The organism is Mycobacterium palustre (genome assembly GCF_002101785.1).
In the GTDB taxonomy this organism is placed as follows: Bacteria; Actinomycetota; Actinomycetes; order Mycobacteriales; family Mycobacteriaceae; genus Mycobacterium; species Mycobacterium palustre.
In genome coordinates this window covers 26,135-45,427 of sequence record NZ_LQPJ01000153.1, presented here as the reverse complement: position 1 = coordinate 45,427, position 19,293 = coordinate 26,135, and the positions used below count along the sequence as shown (strand labels likewise).

Genomic DNA, 19,293 nt, shown 5'->3' with positions numbered 1-19,293 from the left:
GCTGGTTAGCCGACCTTGACGTCCGAAGGCGACCAGAACGCGCGCATCGAAGTGATTTTCGCGTCCTCGTCGAACGTCATCACCGAGATGGGGGAGATGCGGGTGCGGGTGTCGCCGGCGTCGAGCGTGAGGTGCCACAAGAACGCGGGCTCGGCGCCGGCGGGCCGGATTTCGGCGAGTTCGGTGTCCTTCTTGAGGTCCTGGAACCCGGCGTAGAACTCGCGGATGGAATCATGGCCGCGCCGCAGGTCCGATCCGATCGGATCCTCGAGGGTGGCGTCGGGGGCGTACAGCGCCACGATGTCGTCGGTGGCGCCCTTGGCCACCAGGTCCAGGTAGCGATTGACGGTCTGCGAGATGGCTTCCGGGGATGGCATGCCTTCGGACGCTACAGCGGTTCGACCGACGGCGATACTTGCGGTGTGCATTCCATCGAACGCGTGGCATCCCGCGAGATCTATCGCAACCAGTGGCTGGTGCTGCGGGAGGACGACATCCGCCGCCCCGACGGCAGTCCCGGCATCTATGCCGTGGTGGACAAGCCGACGTACGCCCTGGTGATGCCCTACGACGGGCGTCGGTTCCGGTTGGTCGAGCAGTTCCGTTATCCCCTCGGCGCGCGCCGCTGGGAGTTCCCGCAGGGCAGCGCACCGGATCTGAGGGAGGCCGAACCGTCCGAGCTGGCCGCGCGCGAGCTGCGTGAGGAAACCGGGTTGCGCGCCACGTCGTTCGAGGCGCTCGGGCAGCTCGACGTCGCCGCGGGCATGAGCAGTCAGCGCGGCTGGGTTTTCCTGGCCACCGGAATCATCGAGGGCGAGGCGGACCGCGAGCACGAGGAGCAGGACATGCGCAGCGAGTGGTTCTCGCGCGAAGACGTCGAGCAGATGATGCGCTCGGGCGTTATCGCCGACGCGCAGTCGATCGCCGCCTACGGTCTGTTCCTGCTGCGCGAGCGATGAATTCCCGGGTCGGCATCGGTCGGCCCCTGCATGGCGATCACGCACCGCAATCTTCCGGCAGCGGCGGGTCGCGGGTCACCGCTGCGACGAATTGCGTTCCGTCGCCGCCACTTTCGCTTGTGGCTGGCCTTGTGAGGTGGCCGGCGACGCGTTCACGGCCGGGTACAGGATTTTCGCGCGCCGGATTGGGAGGCTTGCCCCGAAATCCGGACGTGGGAGTCGGGCTACGGCAAAATGGACGGGTGTCCGGTGAATCTTTCGGCAATGCGAACGCGTTCCATCGCGCGATGCGCACGCTCGCTGCCACCAAAGTGGGCGTAGCGCTGCTCCGCCCGACGGCGCACCACCTCGACCGATTCGCCAGCAAGGTCACCGGCGGCAGAAAGACCTTCGCCGAGATCGTGTCCGGCGTGCCCACGGTCATGCTGACGACCACGGGCGCCAAATCGGGGCAACCCCGCACCGTCGCGGTGTACGGGATCCCGCATCCCGAGGGCCTGGCCCTGATCGCGTCCAACTTCGGCGGCCCGAGGCACCCGGGGTGGTATCACAACCTGAGGGCGCACCCGGACGCCGAGGTCAGCGTCGGCGGCGACACCTGGCACGCCACCGCCCGGCTCGCCACGCCCGGCGAGCGCGACGAAATCTGGAACAAGGGCCTGGAGATCTATCCCGGCTGGCGCAAGTACGAAACGCGGGCCGGCGACCGCCACATCGAGGCGTTCATCCTGAGGCGGGGCCGCTAGCAGAAATCCGGTGGGGGGAAGCGAGTCAGGCAGTACGCGGAAAGGTCAAGCGTCAACTGGTCGAGCTGGGTTTGGCGGGGCACGCTCTTGAGCCCGGTGGTGAACCCCGCGACGAACACGGCCGCGACGGTCCGAAGGTTCTTCCGATTCGTCGCGTTGACAACACTTTTGAGTAATTTGACGATGTCACGGCTCTCCACGGCCGCGAGCGCCATCATCTTGCTGACTCGCTCGGTGATCTCCGTTTCGTCGGTCAGGCTGCAGATGGTTCGACCGTAGGACGCGATCCGGTCGTACAGGCCGCCCAGGCTTTCGGTGTAGATCGCCGTGAGGTCGTCGACGTAACGCTGTAGGGCGGGCGCGTCGTTCTCGGCCGGCTGCTCGAGTGCGGCGATGCGTTGCCGAATGATCTCGTCCCGGTTGACCCGCTCGTTCAGCGCGCCCAGCAATGCGCGGATGTGCGCCTCCAACTGAGCGTCGGATCGGTCGCCGGTCATGGTAGAAGGCTAGGGCCTGTCAGGGGCACAACCAGTGCAAATCGACGGACTTGCCCGGCCGGTGTTCGACGCCCGAATTAAAACAAGCCGTCGATCGGAGCTTTCGCTAGTGTCAATATCCGCGCCGTTTCGGCCGCACGCTGCGGCGGCCTCGCCGACACCGAGAAAACGGAAGGGAAGACAATGCCCTCACCTCGCTGGCTCGCCACACTTGCCGTTCCCACGGTGGCCGGCGCCGCGCTGCTTGGCAGCGCGGCGATCGCGACGGCCACCCCGGCTGACGACGCCTACCTCGCTCAGCTGCGCGCCGTCGGCCTCACGTGGCCGCCCAAAACCGAAGAGGCGCTGATCGGGGAGGCGCACCTGATCTGCTACGACCTGACCTGGGGTTGGACGCCACAACAGATTGCCGACGACATTCACGCGCATTTGGACGCGCGCGGCGTGACGTTGTTAGACGTCGGGACCATGGTCAACGCCGCACACTCGACCTATTGCCCCGGCAATGTGTGCGACGCCCCGTCGCTCTGCACCTGATTGGACGAACCGGCGAGCGCTCGGCCGTTAGGCCCGGTGGCCCAACGCAATTCGCCCGATAGTTCGGAAGACATTGCCAGGGATCAACCGGCAACGGCTCCGCTGAGCGACGCAGACCCGGCGATGGTCGCCGGCGCGCCAGGGCCCGCACCGGTGGGCGCGCCGGGACCTCCGCCCAGACGAGCGGCCGCAAACGCCGCGCCCTGGTCGATCACCGCGACGTTGCTCGGGTACGACATATGAACACCGAAATTCATCCCATCGGCGCAGATCGGGTCCTCGGCCGCGCACACCTTGATGGTTTTGGCCTGATACAGCCGACCGATGACGACCGGCGGCGCACCGAAGAAACTCGTTGCCTTGTCGCTTGGCAATGCATAGAGCACGATCGGGGAGACGTGGTTGGCCACCTCGGGGTCCATCGGTATGGGCACGGTCGCCGATCGCTGCCATCCGGTACCACCGCGGAGGTGACGAAGCCCATCACCGCCGCGCCCTGCGAGTAGCCGCCGAGCACCATCTGGGTGTTGGGGCGGTCGTGAGCCATCGAAACGACATGCGCGCCCGCGTCGGTGATGCCGCCCTCGCCCGCGCTCGTGACAAGGCTTTTCGAGCCATCGCACGTGAATTCCCACAGACGGGCGCGTGAATTTCCGCTAGCCGGCCCAGCGTGCCCCGCGCGCCTGTCGGACGCGAGCGGCATGTGGTCATACCGTGGTCTCGTGCTTGGCGATGGTGACGGATGGGTGTTGTCTGCCAACGGAATTCGCTACTGGGGTAGGTACGGCGCCGCCGGCCTGCTGCTGCGTGCGCACCAGCCCGGTGGTGAACCGGCAATCCTGCTGCGGTCTGAGTCGGTTCGGCCCTCGTTTCCGCGGTGTTGAACGAGGCTCATTTGTTTTCACCAGTTCGCCTCATGACAATGGATGGTGTTGTCGCACAGGGTAATAGCTCGCTAGGAGGGTTAACCTCGCCGCCCGGCCGGCTCGGCAAACGCGTCGAGCGCGGCGATCACTTAGGAGAACGCCACCCGCGGTTGCGGGGCCCGCTTGTCGTCTCGACGAGGATTCCCGCCTCGGCGAGTGGATTGCGGTAGCGGTGAGCGTTGGTGGACTCGATACCGAGTTCCTGCGCGAGTAGCGCAGCGTTGACGACCGGGCGCCGGGTCAACAAATCGGCGACCTTCCACACCGCCGAGTCGGACCGCGCGGTGATCACGTCGTTTTAATTCTTGCCGTCCGGCCGCATCTGCCGCAGCGCTGCGCGGGCGCGCTGGGCGGCGGCGGGCGGGTGGCGAAAGTATCAGTGGGTGTCGATCTCTTCGATCCGCGCGTTCAGCCAGGCGCATGCCTCGGGCAACGTCGCGACCAGCAGGTCAGCTTGGTTCGCTTCATTTTTGGCCACCTGGTACCGCGTCTCTAAGGCGTTGGACATCGCCGAGATTGGCGGCCACGTGTGGGCCTGACGGTAGGCGAATGTCCGTCGGCACCGATCGGCGAGCTTCGGCAGATCGAGCCCCTGTCCTCCCAACGTGCCCGCATGCCATAACAGCTGCAGGTCTACTAAGTCATGAGCTCGTGTCGAGCCTTGTTCGGTCGCGGCGTGAATCTTCTGAGCGATCTGCTGCTCCAGCGATATGAGGGGGACCGGCGCCAGTTCCCCGAAATCTAGGACCCTGCCGATAGCTGCGATCTGGTTGGCGATCTCGGTCGGATGGTAAGCGTCTTCAAGCCCGCCGATCTCGTCATGGCCCACCTCAACGTGCACCTTTTTCCATGGCTTGCCCACGAAGTGCAACGTGACGTCGTAAGGCTCCATGAGGTACTCAGCCAACACGCCGTCGGGCCGCGCCTGTTTGGCCGCTCGAGCCCTTCCACTGAATGCAAGCCTGGGAGGTGCGTCCGGGTTTCTCTTCAGGGCGCCCCGGCTCGCGGGCACCGTCCCCCAACCGATTTCAAGCCGGTGGTTCAACTCGTCGAGGAAAGTGGAGCGGTTTCGGGTGGCTACGTCCATGTCTGCGGTTGCTCGCGTGCCGACTTCCCCGAGCCTGAATTTCACGCCGATGCCACCCTTCACAACGGCCTCGTCGGGAAGCATCTGCGCGACGATGACGCTGCCGATTAGCGTGCGAGCACGTTCGATCGGGATGTCGAGCGCGCCGGCAATAGCTTCGACTCGATCGTTGAATTGGACCAGGGACACCGGAGGATCGGGATACTCAAGTGCGTCCAAGGCTGCAATTGCGGAGTCGTGGGTAGTGATGAGTTGTCCTTAGGCGCTGAAGGTTCGGCCGAGCTTGTTTTCGTCAGCCGGCTTGCGTTAGGAGCCGGTCCTGGGCCGCGATAGCGCCACGGATCTCGGCGGCATCCCGCTCGTCGATGAGTTCGCGACGCTGAGCTTCGGCGACCGCTTGTAAGACGCGTTCGCCAAGGAGATGGGGAACCCCGTCGAGGAGTGCACGTCGAACCGTGACACAGCGCAAGCCCTCGTAGGTGGTCAAATCGTCCTCTGTCGTTCGGGGCCGAAAGGTGACAACGGTGTGCGGCGGTGGCGCTGTACGCCGACGGTGCGGCGTACCGATGAAGATCTTCGGCGGGTTGACCAGAGCGAGATTGAACATCGCTAAGACGGTGTCGCCTTCCAGGAAGGCGTCCTCACCGACACGGGCCAGCGTTGCTGCCAGCTCGGTCCACTTATCAGCTGGCACACCGACATGGCGGTAGACGCCGTGCCCCACCCGGGTGAGCGCTCCGCGTGCGGCCAGCTTGCGCACCTCGACACCCGGGACGCCCGCATCTTCAGCCTGTTGCGTGGTGAAGATGCCGTGATTCTCCGCAGCAATCTCCCATAGATCCTGGCGGTACGTCATCATCGCCTCCTTCCGTCAGACTATTTCTGACAAAACCGTACCATATTCAGTACGGTTCTGCCGTCCGCGCAGGAAAAAAAGTACCGAAAGTGGTACGATTCTGCGCAAAATACTGGTCGCGTTGTTCGGGACGCAAGGTTGGCGATTCCGCAACACAGCAACCTTGGAACCGGGCCAAGTCTTTTAATAATTGCCAGCGCCCGGGCCGGCGTCCTATTGGCGACGGCGGAACGACAAGCACCCGCCGAGGTATGTCGACGGGGCGCTATCTGATGGTTGGCGCGTTGGCAAGCTTGGCGAGGACGCGGGATCGTCTATGCCACGGGTGGGCAATGGATCGCCTCGTTTGCTGACGCCAGACGGACGAATTTCGAGGGGCACCCCGGAGGCATTTGATATCTCCAGAGGAGGTTAAAAGTGGCTCTAGCTGCTTAAACCTTGGTGCCCCCGGCAGGATTCGAACCTGCGGCCTTCTGCTCCGGAGGCAGACGCTCTATCCCCTGAGCTACGGGGGCGCACGATAGAGATGTTGCGCCAACTGGGCCCCGCTAGATTAGCGCATCCCGGTGGCGGCTTCGTCATCGCGACGATTCGGGGGGAGAGCACCCGAGCCAATAGGATGGACGCTCGTGACCCCCGCTGACCTGGCTGAGCTGCTCAAAGCCACCGCTGCCGCGGTGCTTGCCGAGCGCGGACTGGACGCTGCCGCCTTGCCGGCGACGGTCACGGTGGAACGCCCGCGTAATCCCGATCACGGCGACTACGCCAGCAACCTGGCGTTACAGCTGGGCAAGAAGGTCGGCGCCAACCCGCGCGAGCTGGCCGGATGGCTCGCCGAGAAGCTGACCGACGCCGCCGGCATCGCCTCGGCCGAAGTGGCCGGCCCCGGCTTCATCAACATGCGCCTCGAGGCGTCGGCACAGGCCGTCATCGTCAGCAACGTCCTCGACGCCGGCGACGAGTTCGGCCAGTCCGACGCGCTACAAGGCCACAAGATCAACCTGGAGTTCGTCTCGGCCAACCCCACCGGCCCGATCCACATCGGCGGCACCCGCTGGGCCGCCGTCGGCGACGCGCTCGGCCGGCTGCTGTCCACCCAGGGCGCCGACGTGGTGCGCGAATACTATTTCAACGACCACGGCGCCCAAATCGACCGGTTCGCCAGCTCGCTGATCGCCGCGGCCAAGGGCGAGCCCACCCCGGAAGACGGCTACGCCGGCGCCTACATCCACGACATCGCGGCGCAGGTGTTGCAGAAGGCGCCCGACGCGCTGAGCCTGCCCGACGACGAGATGCACGAGACGTTCCGCGCGATCGGCGTCGACCTGATGTTCACCCACATCAAGCAGTCGCTGCACGAGTTCGGCACCGACTTCGACGTCTACACCCACGAAGACTCCATGCACACCAGCGGACGGGTCGACCAGGCCCTGGCCCGGCTCCGCACGACCGGCAACATCTACGAGAAGGACGGCGCAACGTGGTTGCGCACCAGCGCTTTTGGTGACGACAAGGACCGCGTCGTGATCAAGAGCGACGGCAAGCCGGCCTACATCGCCGCCGACATCGCCTACTACCTGGACAAGCGGCAACGCGGCTTCGACCTGTGCATCTACATGCTCGGCGCCGACCACCACGGCTACATCGCCCGGCTCAAGGCGGTGGCGGCCGCCTTCGGCGAGGACCCGGCCACGGTCGAGGTGCTCATCGGGCAAATGGTCAACCTGGTCCGCGACGGCCAGCCGGTCCGGATGAGCAAGCGCGCCGGCACGGTGCTGACGCTGGACGACCTGGTCGACGCGATCGGCGTCGACGCGGCGCGTTACAGCCTGATCCGCTCGTCGGTGGACACCGCCATCGACATCGACCTGGCGCTGTGGTCGTCGGCGTCCAACGAAAACCCGGTCTACTACGTGCAATACGCGCACGCCAGGCTGTCGGCACTGGCCCGCAACGCCGCCGAGCTCGGCCTGCTCGCCGACACCGGGCACCTGGAATTGCTCACCCACGACAAAGAGGGCACGCTGCTGCGCACCATCGGCGAATTCCCCCGGGTGCTCAAAACCGCCGCGTCCCTTCGGGAGCCGCACCGGGTGTGCCGTTACCTGGAGGACCTCGCCGGCGACTACCACCGGTTCTACGACTCGTGCCGGGTGTTGCCGCAGGGCGACGAGCAGCCCACCGACCTGCACACCGCGCGCCTGGCGCTGTGCCAGGCCACCCGCCAGGTCGTCGCCAACGGTCTGACCATCCTCGGCGTCACCGCCCCGGAGCGAATGTGAACGTGCATCCCGCCGGTCCCCGGCACGCCGACGAGACCCGGCACGCCGAAAGCCCGCTGCGCCCGCAATCCCCCGAAGAACTGCTGCGGCTGGCGCCAAACGTCTGGCCGCGCAACACGATCCGTGACGAAGCGGGCGCGGCGGTGATCGGGGGAGTGTCGGTAAACGAGCTCGCCCAGGAATACGGGACGCCGTTGTTCGTCATCGACGAGGACGACTTCCGCTCCCGTTGCCAAGACATGGCCGCGGCCTTCGGCGGCGGCCACCACGTGCACTACGCCGCCAAGGCGTTCCTGTGCACCGAGATCGCGCGCTGGATCAACGAGGAGGGCCTGTCCCTCGACGTGTGCACCGGCGGGGAGCTGGCCGTCGCGCTGCACGCCGACTTCCCGCCCGAGCGGATCACCTTCCACGGCAACAACAAATCCGTCGCGGAGCTGACCGCCGCCGTCAAGGCGGGCGTGGGCCACGTCGTGCTGGACTCGATGACCGAAATCGAGCGCCTCGACGCCGTCGCCGGCGAGGCCGGCGTCGTCCAGGACGTGCTGGTGCGCCTGACCGTCGGCGTCGAGGCGCACACCCACGAGTTCATCTCCACCGCGCACGAGGACCAGAAGTTCGGCCTGTCGGTGGCCAGCGGCGCGGCGATGGCGGCGGTCCGCCGCGTCTTCGACACCGACCACCTGCGGCTGGTCGGGCTGCACAGCCACATCGGCTCGCAGATCTTCGACGTCGCCGGCTTCGAGATCGCCGCGCACCGCGTCATCGGCCTGCTGCGCGACATCGTCGCCGAGTTCGGCGCCGAGAAGACGGCCCAGCTCTCCACCGTCGATCTCGGTGGCGGCCTGGGCATCTCGTACCTGGCGGCCGACGACCCGCCGCCGGTCTCGGAGCTGGCCGAGAAGCTGAGCGTTATCGTGCGCAACGAGTCGGCCGCGGTCGGGCTGCCCACCCCCACCCTGGTCGTCGAGCCCGGCCGCGCGATCGCCGGGCCGGGCACCATCACGCTGTACGAGGTCGGCACCGTCAAGGACGTCGACGTCAGCACCACCGCGCACCGGCGCTACGTCAGCGTCGACGGCGGCATGAGCGACAACATCCGCACCGCGCTGTACGACGCGCAGTACGACGCCCGCCTGGTGTCGCGGACCAGCGACGCACCCGCCCAGCTGGCCCGCATCGTCGGAAAGCATTGCGAGACGGGCGATATCGTCGTCCGCGACACCTGGGTGCCCGGCGACCTGCAGCCGGGCGACCTGCTCGGGGTCGCCGCCACCGGCGCCTACTGCTATTCGCTGTCGAGCCGCTACAACATGATCGGCCGCCCCGCCGTGGTCGCCGTGCGCGCCGGGCGCGCCCGGCTGATCCTGCGGCGGGAGACGGTCGACGATCTGCTGAGTCTGGAAGTGAGGTGACCCGTGTCCGGTGACGAAAAATCCGTCGGCGTAGCAGTACTCGGGTTCGGCAACGTCGGCAGCGAAGTCGTCCGCATCATCGAGGACAGCGCCGACGACCTGGCGGCCCGCATCGGCGCCCCGCTGGTGCTGCGCGGCATCGGTGTGCGCCGCGTCGCCGACGACCGCGGCGTCCCCATCGAGCTGCTCACCGACGACATCGAGGAGCTCGTCTCGCGCGAGGACGTCGACATCGTCGTCGAGCTGATGGGGCCGGTCGAGCCCGCCCGCAAGGCGATCCTGTCCGCGCTCGAGCGCGGCAAGTCCGTCGTCACGGCCAACAAGGCGCTGCTGTCCACCTCCACCGGGGAGCTGGCCCAGGCGGCCGAAAACGCCCACGTGGACCTGTATTTCGAGGCGGCGGTCGCGGGCGCCATCCCGGTGATCCGCCCGCTGACCCAGTCGCTGGCCGGCGACACGGTGCTGCGGGTGGCCGGCATCGTCAACGGCACCACCAACTACATCCTGTCCGCGATGGACAGCACCGGCGCCGACTACGACAGCGCCCTGGCCGACGCCAGCGTCCTGGGCTACGCCGAGGCCGACCCCACCGCCGACGTCGAGGGCTACGACGCCGCCGCCAAGGCCGCGATCCTGGCGTCCATCGCCTTCCACACCCGGGTGCACGCCGACGACGTCTACCGCGAGGGCATCACCAAGATCACCCCCGCCGACTTCGCCTCGGCGCGCGCACTTGGCTGCACCATCAAGCTGCTGTCCATCTGCGAGCGCATCACCGGAGACGACGGGCAGCAACGGGTTTCGGCCCGCGTCTATCCGGCGCTGGTGCCCCTGACGCATCCGCTGGCCACCGTCAGCGGGGCGTTCAACGCGGTGGTGGTCGAGGCCGCGGCCTCCGGACGGCTGATGTTCTACGGCCAGGGCGCCGGCGGCGCGCCGACCGCGTCCGCGGTGGCAGGCGACCTGGTGATGGCCGCCCGCAACCGGGTGCTGGGCAGCCGGGGCCCGCGGGAGTCCCGCTACGCCCAACTGCCCATCGCCCCGATGGGATTGATCTCCACCCGCTACTACGTCAGCATGAACGTCGCCGACAAGCCGGGCGTGCTGTCCGCGGTGGCGGCGGAATTCGGCAAGCGCGAGGTCAGCATCGCCGAGGTCCGCCAGGAAGGCGTGGTGGACGAGGGCGGGCGACGGGTGGGGGCCCGCATCGTGGTGGTCACCCACACCGCCACCGATGCCGCGCTGTCCGAAACCGTCGATGCCCTCGCCGATTTGGATGTGGTGCAGAACGTGACAAGCGTGCTGCGACTGGAAGGAAACGCCCTGTGATCGCCCCCCGAATTACAGGCACGACCACGCCCCGACCCTGGCCGGGGGTGATCGCGGCGTACCGCGACCGGCTGCCCGTCGCCGACGACTGGACCCCGGTCACCCTGCTCGAGGGTGGCACCCCGCTGATCCCGGCGCCCCGGCTCTCGGAAAAGACCGGCTGCACAATCCACCTCAAGGTGGAAGGCCTCAACCCGACCGGCTCGTTCAAAGACCGCGGCATGACGATGGCGGTCACCGACGCCGTGGCCCGCGGCCAGCGGGCCGTGCTGTGCGCCTCGACCGGAAACACGTCGGCCTCGGCGGCGGCCTACGCCGCCCGTGCCGGCATCACCTGCGCCGTGCTGATCCCGCAGGGCAAGATCGCGATGGGCAAGCTGGCGCAGGCGGTCATGCACGGCGCCAAGATCATCCAGATCGACGGCAACTTCGACGACTGCCTCGAACTCGCGCGCAAGATGGCCGCCGACTTTCCGACCATCTCGCTTGTCAACTCCGTCAACCCGGTCCGCATCGAGGGGCAGAAGACCGCGGCCTTCGAGATCGTCGACGCCCTGGGCGCCGCCCCCGACGTGCACGCCCTGCCGGTCGGCAACGCCGGCAACATCACCGCGTACTGGAAGGGCTACACCGAATACCACCACGAGGGCGTCATCGACAAGCTGCCCCGGATGCTGGGCACCCAGGCCGCCGGCGCCGCCCCCCTGGTGCGCGGCGAGCCGGTCGCCAACCCCGAGACCATCGCGACCGCGATCCGCATCGGCGCGCCGGCGTCGTGGGCGGCCGCCGTCAACGCCCAGCAGCAGTCCAACGGGCGCTTCCTGGCCGCGACCGACGAGGAGATCCTGGCGGCCTACCACCTGGTGGCCGCGTGCGAGGGCGTCTTCGTCGAGCCGGCGTCCGCGGCCAGCATCGCGGGCCTGCTCAAGGCCGTCGACGACGGTTGGGTGCCGCGCGGGTCCACGGTGGTGTGCACGGTGACCGGCAACGGCCTCAAGGACCCCGACACCGCGCTGAAGGACATGCCGACCGTCGCGCCCCTGCCGGTGGACCCGGTGCTGGTGGTGGAGAAGTTGGGCCTCAGTTGACCCAGATGCTGCCCGCCGGGCTGGCGGCGAGCGCCGTGGTCTCGGCGTCCAGCGCCAACCTCGGGCCGGGTTTCGACAGCCTCGGCCTGGCGCTGAGCCTGTGCGACGAAGTCGTCATCGAGACAACGGATTCCGGCCTGGTCGTCGAGGTCGAGGGCGAGGGCGCCGGCCAGGTGCCGCTGGACGCCGAACACCTGGTGGTGCGCGCCGTCGAACGCGGGCTGCGGGCGCTCGGCGTCGGCGTGCCCGGGATGGTGGTGCGCTGCCGCAACGCCATCCCACACGGCCGCGGTCTCGGGTCCTCGGCGGCGGCGGTCGTCGGTGGCCTGGCCGCGGTGAACGGCCTTGTGGCGCAGACGGATTCGTTGCCGCTGAGCGTCGACCGGCTGATCCAGCTGGCCTCGGAGTTCGAGGGGCATCCCGACAACGCCGCCGCCGCGGTGCTGGGCGGGGCGGTGGTGTCCTGGATCGAACGCACCGGCGACGGGCCCGACTACCGCGCCGTACCGCTGCGGCTGCACCCGGATATCCGGCTGTTCTGCGCGATTCCCGAGGAGCGCTCGCTGACCGCCGAGACGCGGGTGCTGTTACCGGCCCAGGTCAGCCACGACGACGCCCGGTTCAACGTCAGCCGCGCCGCGTTGCTGGTGGTCGCCCTCACCGAACGACCGGACCTGCTGATGGCGGCCACCGAAGACCTTCTTCATCAACCGCAGCGGGCCCCGGCCATGCCCGCCTCGGCGGAATATCTGCGGCTGCTGCGTCGTTACAACGTTGCGGTCACGCTTTCTGGGGCCGGCCCCTCGCTCATCGCATTGAGCACTGAACCGGAGTTGCCGCAGGAAGCGCTAGACTATGGCGCTGCGAACGGATTCACCATCTCCGCGATGACCGCCGGCGAAGGAGTTCGCTGGAGCCCGGGAGTCAAGGTCGGCGGTTGATCCACCACGCGGGCGGAGGGTTGCTTGCTTCCCGCTGAGATGCAGGTTATCCTCGGATTCGTCCAGCAATCGCAGCATCTGCATCTGCACACATACTGCCTTGCCGCTAGGACAACACCAATTCTTCTCGTGAACGAGGTTCGCCGAACTCTCCGCCGATCCTGGCGATCACCGTTGCAGAGTCGATGATTGGGCGCACTCGGCAAATTTGGCTGAATGCAACTAACCCCCGGATGACCCGATCAGCGGGGGAAGAAAGGAAATCCGTGACTGATACGGACCTGTTCACGGCCGGCGAAAGCACCGACAGCACCGCGCAGCCGAACGCCGTGACCCAAGACACACCCGACCTGAAAACCGATGCCTCGGTCGGCTCCCTGTCCACGATGGTGCTGCCCGAACTGCGCGCGCTGGCCAACCAAGTCGGCGTCAAGGGGACGTCGGGCATGCGCAAGAGCGAACTGATCGCCGCGATCAAGGAAATCAGGGGACTGGCCAACGGGACTCCGGCGCCGGCCGCCCCCGCGGAGAGCGGGAAAGCCGACGCGGCCACCACCGAAGCACCGACCGAAGCCCCCGCCGACGCGTCGGCGGCCGACGGGCAACAAAACGGCGCCGGCACCGAAGCGCCACGCCGGGAACGGCGCGGTGCCTCCCGCGACTCCGGATCACCCACGCGCACAGCCGATGAGACGAAGCGGCCCGACGCCCGGGAGGGCGCAGACGGCGCCGGCGCCAACAACCGCCAGCAGGGCCAGCAGGCCACCAAGACCGACGAGCGCGGGCAAGACGTTGGCGGCGACCAGAGCGGTGATCAGCAGGGCTCCGGCGGGCAGCAGCCACGGGCCTCAAATCAGCAGGACGACGACGGCGAGGGCCGTCAGGGCCGCCGCGGACGCCGGTTCCGCGACCGCAGGCGCCGGGGCGAGCGGTCGGGCGACGGCACCGACACCGAACTGCGCGAGGACGACGTCGTCCAGCCCGTCGCCGGAATCCTTGACGTGCTCGACAATTACGCGTTCGTGCGCACCTCCGGCTACCTGGCCGGCCCGCACGACGTCTACGTTTCCATGAACATGGTGCGCAAGAACGGTTTGCGCCGCGGCGACGCGGTGACCGGAGCGGTGCGCGTGCCCCGCGACGGCGAGCAGCCCAACCAGCGCCAGAAGTTCAACCCGCTGGTGCGCCTGGACAGCGTCAACGGCGGCTCGGTCGAAGACGCCAAGAAGCGGCCCGAATTCGGCAAGCTCACCCCGCTGTACCCCAACCAGCGGCTGCGCCTGGAAACCACCACCGAGCGGCTGACCACCCGGGTCATCGACCTGATCATGCCGATCGGCAAGGGGCAGCGCGCGCTGATCGTGTCGCCGCCCAAGGCCGGTAAGACCACGATTCTGCAGGACATCGCCAACGCGATCACCAAGAACAACCCTGAATGCCACCTCATGGTCGTCCTCGTCGACGAGCGGCCCGAGGAGGTCACCGACATGCAGCGCTCGGTCAAGGGCGAGGTCATCGCCTCTACGTTCGACCGGCCCCCGTCGGACCACACCTCGGTCGCCGAGCTGGCGATCGAACGGGCCAAGCGGCTCGTCGAGCAGGGCAAGGACGTCGTGGTGCTGCTCGACTCGATCACCCGCCTGGGCCGCGCGTACAACAACGCGTCGCCCGCGTCGGGCCGGATCCTGTCCGGTGGCGTCGACTCCACCGCGCTGTACCCGCCCAAGCGCTTCCTCGGCGCCGCGCGCAACATCGAGGAGGGCGGCTCGCTGACGATCATCGCCACCGCGATGGTCGAGACCGGATCCACCGGCGACACGGTCATTTTCGAGGAGTTCAAGGGCACCGGTAACGCCGAGCTCAAGCTGGACCGCAAGATCGCCGAGCGGCGCGTGTTCCCCGCGGTCGACGTCAACCCCTCGGGCACCCGCAAGGACGAGCTGCTGCTATCCCCCGACGAGTTCGCCATCGTGCACAAGCTGCGGCGGGTGCTGTCGGGTCTGGACCCGCACCAGGCCATCGACCTGCTGATGAGCCAGCTGCGCAAGACGAAGAACAACTACGAGTTCCTGGTGCAGGTGTCCAAGACGACGCCGGGCTCGATGGACAACGACTGACGCGTCACCACGCCGCGGCCCGGCCCGGACACCGGGAATGCCGCGGCGCTTCCCGCTGTTTGGGAAGACAGCACCTGACCTGGCATAATCGACGGTCGACTACCCGAAAAGGACATCATGAAGGCTGACATCCACCCCGCCTACGCGGAGACCACCGTGCACTGCGGGTGCGGCAACACGTTCCAGACCCGCAGCACCAAGCCCGGCGGCAACATCGTCGTCGAGGTTTGCTCGCAGTGCCACCCGTTCTACACCGGCAAGCAGAAGATCCTCGACAGCGGCGGCCGGGTGGCCCGCTTCGAGAAGCGCTACGGCAAGCGCAAGGCCGGGGCCGAGCAGGCCGGGTCGACCCACAAATAGCTGGCTTACCGACGCCCGAACTGTGCGCCAATCGCACGGGCCGGGCGTCGGTTCGCGTTCGGGGCAGGAGGTGAGACGTGACGCAGCCCGTGCAGACCATTGACGTGCTGCTGGCCGAACACGCCCAGCTCGAGCGGCAGCTAGCCGATCCCGAACTGCACAGCAAGCCCGACGAGGCCCGCAAAGCCGGGCGACGGTTCGCCCGGCTGGCCCCCATCGTCGGCACCTACCGCAAGCTGGTGGCCGCACGCGACGACCTGGAGACCGCGCGCGAACTGGCCGCCGACGACCAGTCTTTCGCCGACGAGGTCACCGAACTCGAGTCCAAGGTCGCCGAGCTGGACACCCAGCTCACCGACATGCTGGCCCCCCGTGACCCGCACGACGCCGACGACATCGTGCTCGAGGTCAAATCCGGTGAGGGCGGCGAGGAATCGGCGCTGTTCGCCGCCGACTTGGCCCGGATGTACATCCGCTACGCCGAGCGGCACGGCTGGAACGTCACGGTGCTGGACGAAACCACCTCGGACCTGGGCGGTTACAAGGACGCCACCCTGAGCATCACCAGCAAGGGCGACTCGGCCGACGGCGTCTGGTCGCGGATGAAATTCGAGGGCGGCGTGCACCGGGTGCAACGAGTTCCGGTGACGGAATCCCAAGGACGCGTGCACACTTCGGCGGCCGGCGTGCTCGTCTACCCCGAGCCGGAGGAGGTCGGCGAGGTCCAGATCGACGAGTCCGACCTGCGCATCGACGTGTACCGCTCGTCGGGCAAGGGCGGTCAGGGCGTCAACACCACCGACTCGGCCGTGCGGATCACCCACCTGCCCACCGGCATCGTCGTCACCTGTCAGAACGAACGATCGCAGTTGCAGAACAAGGCCCGTGCGTTGCAGGTGCTGGCGGCCCGCCTGCAGGCGCTGGCCGAGGAGCAGGCGCAGGCCGACGCGTCGGCCGATCGCGCCAGCCAGATCCGCACGGTGGACCGCAGCGAACGGATTCGCACCTACAACTTTCCGGAGAACCGGATCACCGACCACCGCATCGGTTTCAAGGCGCACAACCTCGATCAGGTGCTCGACGGCGACCTCGACGCGCTGTTCGACGCGCTGAGCGCCGCCGACAAGCAAGCGCGGTTACAGCAGGCATGACGGTCGCGCCGGCGACGATGCGGAGTCGAGCGATGTGGAGGAGCGGCGCAATGTCTTCGATGCGGCGCGAGATCGACACGGCGGCGGCGCAACTCGCCGAAGCCGGGATCGATTCCGCCCGTTACGACGCCGAGGAGCTCGCCGCTTACCTCGCCGGCACCGAGCGCGGCCGGCTGACGTTGCTCGACCCGCCCGACCAAGACTTCCTGAGCCGCTACCGAGAGATCGTGGCCGCGCGCTCCCGGCGGGTGCCGTTGCAGCACCTGACCGGCACCGCGGCGTTCGGGCCGGTGATGCTGCACGTCGGCCCCGGCGTGTTCATCCCGCGCCCGGAGACCGAGGCGATGCTGGAATGGGCCACCGCGCAACGCCTCGCGGCCCGGCCCGTCATCGTCGACGTGTGCACCGGATCGGGCGCGCTGGCGGTCGCGCTGGCCCACCACAGGCCGGCGGCCCGCGTGATCGCCGTCGACGACTCCGACGCAGCCCTCAACTACGCGCGCCGCAACACCGCCGGCACGGCCGTGGAACTGGTGCGCGCCGACGTCACCGAGCCGGGTCTGCTGGCCGAACTCGATGGGCGCGCCGACCTGGTGGTGGCCAACCCGCCCTACGTCCCCGACGACATCGACCTGGAACCCGAAGTCGCCCAACACGATCCGCCGCACGCGGTATTCGGCGGCGCCGACGGAATGGCGGTCATCACCGCCGTGATCGGCCTCGCCGGGCGCTGGCTGCGCCCCGGCGGTCGATTCGCCGTCGAGCACGACGAGACCACGTCGGCGCGCACGGCCGAAATGGTCGAGGCCACAGGGCTTTTCGAAGACATCACGGCACACCGCGACCTCGCCGGCCGGCCCCGGTTCGTAACGGCGCGCCGGAGCGCAGATGGCTGAGGTCTTCGACTGCGCCGCCCCCGACCGGCGTGCGCTCGGCATCACCTCGGCGGTCGCTGCGCTCAAGAGCGGCCGGCTGGTCGTGATGCCGACCGACACCGTGTACGGCATCGGCGCCGACGCATTTGACAGCGCCGCGGTGGCCGCGCTGCTCGCGGCCAAGGGGCGCGGCCGCGACATGCCGGTCGGCGTGCTGGTCGGCTCGTGGCACACGATCGAGGGCCTGGTCTACACGATGCCGGACGGCGCCCGCGACCTCATCCGCGCCTTCTGGCCGGGCGCGCTGAGCCTGGTGGTCACGCAGGCGCCGTCGCTGCAGTGGGACCTCGGCGACGCCCGCGGCACCGTGATGCTGCGGATGCCGTTGCACCCGGTCGCCATCGAGCTGCTGCGCGCGGTCGGGCCGATGGCGGTGTCCAGCGCCAACGTCTCGGGCCGCCCGCCCGCGGTGGACGCCGCCGAGGCGCGCGACCAGCTCGGCGACCTGGTCGACGTCTACCTCGATGCGGGCCCGGCGCAGCAGCAGGCCGCCTCGACGATCGTCGACCTGACCGGGGCCACCCCGCGCATCCTGCGGGCCGGTCCTGTGAACGCCGAACGGATCGCCGAGGTGCTCGGCGTGGACCCGGGGACGCTGATCGCGTAGCGCCCGGCGCGGGTGCCCCCGTCTCAGGTTGGTGCAGTACGGTCTCGTGGTGTCCAGCGACCCAGCCAGCCTCGCCGGTGGCTTGCTCGCACTGTCCGACCGCGGCGCCGGTGTCCCCTTGCGCGAGCTCGCCCTGGTCGGGCTGACGGCGGCGATCATCACGTACTTCGCGACCGGGCCGGTGCGCGTGCTGGCCACCCGCCTGGGGGCCGTGGCGTACCCGCGGGAACGCGACGTGCACGTCACGCCCACCCCACGCATGGGCGGGCTGGCAATGTTTCTCGGCGTTCTCGGGGCGGTCTTTCTGGCCTGGCAGCTGCCCGCGCTCACCCGCGGCTTCGTCTACTCCACCGGCATGCCCGCGGTCCTGGTGGCGGGCGCGGTGATCGTCGGCATCGGCCTCATCGACGACCGCTGGGGCCTGGATGCTTTGACCAAGTTCGCCGGCCAGATCACGGCGGCCAGCGTGCTGGTCACCATGGGTGTCGCCTGGAGCGTCCTGTACATCCCGCTGGGCGGCGTCGGCACCATCGTGCTGGACCAGGCCTCGTCGATCCTGCTCACCTTGGCGCTGACCGTGTCGATCGTCAACGCGATGAACTTCGTCGACGGGCTCGACGGCCTGGCCGCCGGGCTGGGGCTGATCACCGCGATGGCCATCTGCATGTTCTCGGTGGGGCTGCTCCGCGACCACGGCGGTGACGTGCTGTTCTACCCGCCGGCCGTGATTTCCGTGGTGCTGGCGGGGGCGTGCCTGGGCTTTTTGCCGCACAACTTCCACCGCGCCAAGATCTTCATGGGCGATTCCGGCTCGATGCTGATCGGCCTGATGCTCGCCGCGGCCTCCACGACCGCCGCCGGGCCGGTGTCGCAGAACGCCTACGGCGCCCGCGATGTGTTTGCTCTGCTGTCGCCGTTCCTACTGGTCGTCGCGGTCATGTTCGTGCCGATGCTCGACCTGCTGCTGGCGATCGTGCGCCGCACCCGCGCGGGCCGCAGCGCCTTCAGTCCGGACAAGATGCACCTGCACCACCGGTTGCTGCAGATCGGCCATTCGCATCGCCGAGTGGTGCTGCTGATCTACCTGTGGGTGGGCATCGTGGCGTTCGGCGCGGCGAGCACGATCTTTTTCAACCCCCGCCGCACCGCGGAGGTGATGTTGGGCGCCATCGTCGTCGCCGGCGTGGCTACGGCGATCCCGCTGCTGCGCCGCCGCGACGACTACCAAGACTTGGACTAGCACCGGCCTACGACACGTGGTAGTAGCGCCGTTCACATATGGTACGGTGCTGGTAGAACCCCGAAAGAAGCCTCGCGGGTTGACGGCCAACCGGCCGTTCGGACGCTCGTCCGGATCGCGCCAATTCACCAGCGGCGGGGGGAGCTACCCCTTGGGGCACCCCGGTGTGACGTGCGATACGCTCGGCGGGCCACCGGTCGGTCGGTCGGGTGGGTTTCGC

General features: G+C 68.2%; 19 protein-coding genes, 1 tRNA gene and 2 pseudogenes. 15 read left to right on the top strand and 7 right to left on the bottom strand.

From position 1 onward, the window contains the following. Window positions 1-5: 5 nt before the first annotated feature. Window positions 6-377 (bottom strand): nuclear transport factor 2 family protein, encoded by a 372-nt coding sequence (locus tag AWC19_RS27610; protein ID WP_085081247.1) that lies wholly within the window; start codon window positions 375-377, stop codon window positions 6-8. 45 nt (window positions 378-422) lie between these two features. On the opposite strand from AWC19_RS27610, the gene AWC19_RS27605 reads away from it, so the two are divergent. Together AWC19_RS27605 and AWC19_RS27600 are read left to right on the top strand one after the other, a co-directional pair. Continuing rightward, the gene (locus AWC19_RS27605) at window positions 423-959 is read left to right on the top strand and encodes an NUDIX domain-containing protein (RefSeq protein ID WP_085081246.1); all 537 of its coding nucleotides are present in this window, start codon (window positions 423-425) and stop codon (window positions 957-959) included. A 242-nt stretch (window positions 960-1,201) separates the two neighbouring features. Next, window positions 1,202-1,705 carry a nitroreductase family deazaflavin-dependent oxidoreductase gene (locus AWC19_RS27600; RefSeq protein ID WP_085081245.1) on the top strand — a complete coding sequence of 168 codons (504 nt, stop codon included), beginning with the start codon at window positions 1,202-1,204 and terminating at the stop codon, window positions 1,703-1,705. On the opposite strand, the gene AWC19_RS27595 is transcribed toward AWC19_RS27600, so the two are convergent. Next, on the bottom strand, window positions 1,702-2,202 hold the full coding sequence (locus AWC19_RS27595) for a hypothetical protein (RefSeq protein ID WP_085081244.1): 501 nt from the start codon (window positions 2,200-2,202) through the stop codon (window positions 1,702-1,704). The genes AWC19_RS27600 and AWC19_RS27595 overlap by 4 nt on opposite strands. 183 nt (window positions 2,203-2,385) lie before the next feature. Here AWC19_RS27595 and AWC19_RS27590 point away from each other — a divergent pair, with 183 nt between their 5' ends. Beyond that, window positions 2,386-2,739, top strand: a complete 354-nt coding sequence (locus tag AWC19_RS27590) for a DUF732 domain-containing protein (RefSeq protein WP_276043314.1) — start codon at window positions 2,386-2,388, stop codon at window positions 2,737-2,739. An 83-nt stretch (window positions 2,740-2,822) separates the two neighbouring features. Here AWC19_RS27590 and AWC19_RS27585 read toward each other — a convergent pair. Beyond that, window positions 2,823-3,328 (bottom strand): annotated as a pseudogene (locus AWC19_RS27585) (cutinase family protein); the annotation flags it as partial. A 133-nt stretch (window positions 3,329-3,461) separates the two neighbouring features. On the opposite strand from AWC19_RS27585, the pseudogene AWC19_RS31020 reads away from it, so the two are divergent. After that, window positions 3,462-3,587: pseudogene (locus tag AWC19_RS31020) on the top strand (NUDIX hydrolase); the annotation flags it as partial. 163 nt (window positions 3,588-3,750) lie between these two features. Here the strand turns inward: AWC19_RS31020 and AWC19_RS27580 are convergent. The 4 genes from AWC19_RS27580 to AWC19_RS27565 form a co-directional block, all read right to left on the bottom strand. Beyond that, on the bottom strand, window positions 3,751-3,957 hold the full coding sequence (locus AWC19_RS27580) for a hypothetical protein (protein WP_211285016.1): 207 nt from the start codon (window positions 3,955-3,957) through the stop codon (window positions 3,751-3,753). Between the two features lie 84 nt (window positions 3,958-4,041). Further along, entirely contained in the window at window positions 4,042-4,971 is a 930-nt protein-coding gene (locus AWC19_RS27575) for a nucleotidyl transferase AbiEii/AbiGii toxin family protein (protein ID WP_142281451.1), read from the bottom strand. A gap of 73 nt (window positions 4,972-5,044) precedes the next feature. Beyond that, window positions 5,045-5,608, bottom strand: coding sequence for a type IV toxin-antitoxin system AbiEi family antitoxin domain-containing protein (locus AWC19_RS27570; protein WP_158090944.1), 564 nt, complete (start codon window positions 5,606-5,608; stop codon window positions 5,045-5,047). Between the two features lie 439 nt (window positions 5,609-6,047). Continuing rightward, a tRNA-Arg gene (locus tag AWC19_RS27565) sits at window positions 6,048-6,123 on the bottom strand. A gap of 114 nt (window positions 6,124-6,237) precedes the next feature. On the opposite strand from AWC19_RS27565, the gene argS reads away from it, so the two are divergent. From argS to rfe, 11 genes are all read left to right on the top strand, one after another. Continuing rightward, window positions 6,238-7,890, top strand: a complete 1,653-nt coding sequence (gene argS, locus AWC19_RS27560; RefSeq protein WP_085081240.1) for an arginine--tRNA ligase — start codon at window positions 6,238-6,240, stop codon at window positions 7,888-7,890. Window positions 7,891-7,946: 56 nt separating this feature from the next. Continuing rightward, window positions 7,947-9,305, top strand: a complete 1,359-nt coding sequence (lysA, locus tag AWC19_RS27555; protein ID WP_245849373.1) for a diaminopimelate decarboxylase — start codon at window positions 7,947-7,949, stop codon at window positions 9,303-9,305. Between the two features lie 3 nt (window positions 9,306-9,308). Further along, window positions 9,309-10,634 (top strand): homoserine dehydrogenase, encoded by a 1,326-nt coding sequence (locus AWC19_RS27550; RefSeq protein WP_085081238.1) that lies wholly within the window; start codon window positions 9,309-9,311, stop codon window positions 10,632-10,634. 11 nt (window positions 10,635-10,645) lie between these two features. Continuing rightward, entirely contained in the window at window positions 10,646-11,722 is a 1,077-nt protein-coding gene (gene thrC, locus AWC19_RS27545) for a threonine synthase (RefSeq protein ID WP_085081258.1), read from the top strand. 5 nt (window positions 11,723-11,727) lie between these two features. Beyond that, window positions 11,728-12,663, top strand: coding sequence for a homoserine kinase (gene thrB / locus AWC19_RS27540; RefSeq protein WP_085081237.1), 936 nt, complete (start codon window positions 11,728-11,730; stop codon window positions 12,661-12,663). Window positions 12,664-12,929: 266 nt separating this feature from the next. Further along, the gene (gene rho, locus AWC19_RS27530; protein ID WP_085081236.1) at window positions 12,930-14,780 is read left to right on the top strand and encodes a transcription termination factor Rho; all 1,851 of its coding nucleotides are present in this window, start codon (window positions 12,930-12,932) and stop codon (window positions 14,778-14,780) included. A 117-nt stretch (window positions 14,781-14,897) separates the two neighbouring features. After that, window positions 14,898-15,140: a 50S ribosomal protein L31 gene (gene rpmE, locus AWC19_RS27525; RefSeq protein ID WP_085081235.1), complete on the top strand. Its 243-nt coding sequence runs from the start codon at window positions 14,898-14,900 to the stop codon at window positions 15,138-15,140. A gap of 77 nt (window positions 15,141-15,217) precedes the next feature. Further along, window positions 15,218-16,291 (top strand): peptide chain release factor 1, encoded by a 1,074-nt coding sequence (prfA, locus tag AWC19_RS27520; protein ID WP_085081234.1) that lies wholly within the window; start codon window positions 15,218-15,220, stop codon window positions 16,289-16,291. Window positions 16,292-16,341: 50 nt separating this feature from the next. After that, window positions 16,342-17,187: a peptide chain release factor N(5)-glutamine methyltransferase gene (prmC, locus tag AWC19_RS27515; RefSeq protein WP_372508677.1), complete on the top strand. Its 846-nt coding sequence runs from the start codon at window positions 16,342-16,344 to the stop codon at window positions 17,185-17,187. Further along, complete coding sequence (locus AWC19_RS27510) at window positions 17,180-17,833, top strand: L-threonylcarbamoyladenylate synthase (protein ID WP_085081232.1); 654 nt, start codon at window positions 17,180-17,182, stop codon at window positions 17,831-17,833. The genes prmC and AWC19_RS27510 overlap by 8 nt, the downstream gene beginning before the upstream one ends. A gap of 31 nt (window positions 17,834-17,864) precedes the next feature. After that, on the top strand, window positions 17,865-19,073 hold the full coding sequence (rfe, locus tag AWC19_RS27505) for a UDP-N-acetylglucosamine--decaprenyl-phosphate N-acetylglucosaminephosphotransferase (protein WP_085081257.1): 1,209 nt from the start codon (window positions 17,865-17,867) through the stop codon (window positions 19,071-19,073). The last annotated feature ends 220 nt before the right edge of the window (window positions 19,074-19,293 follow it).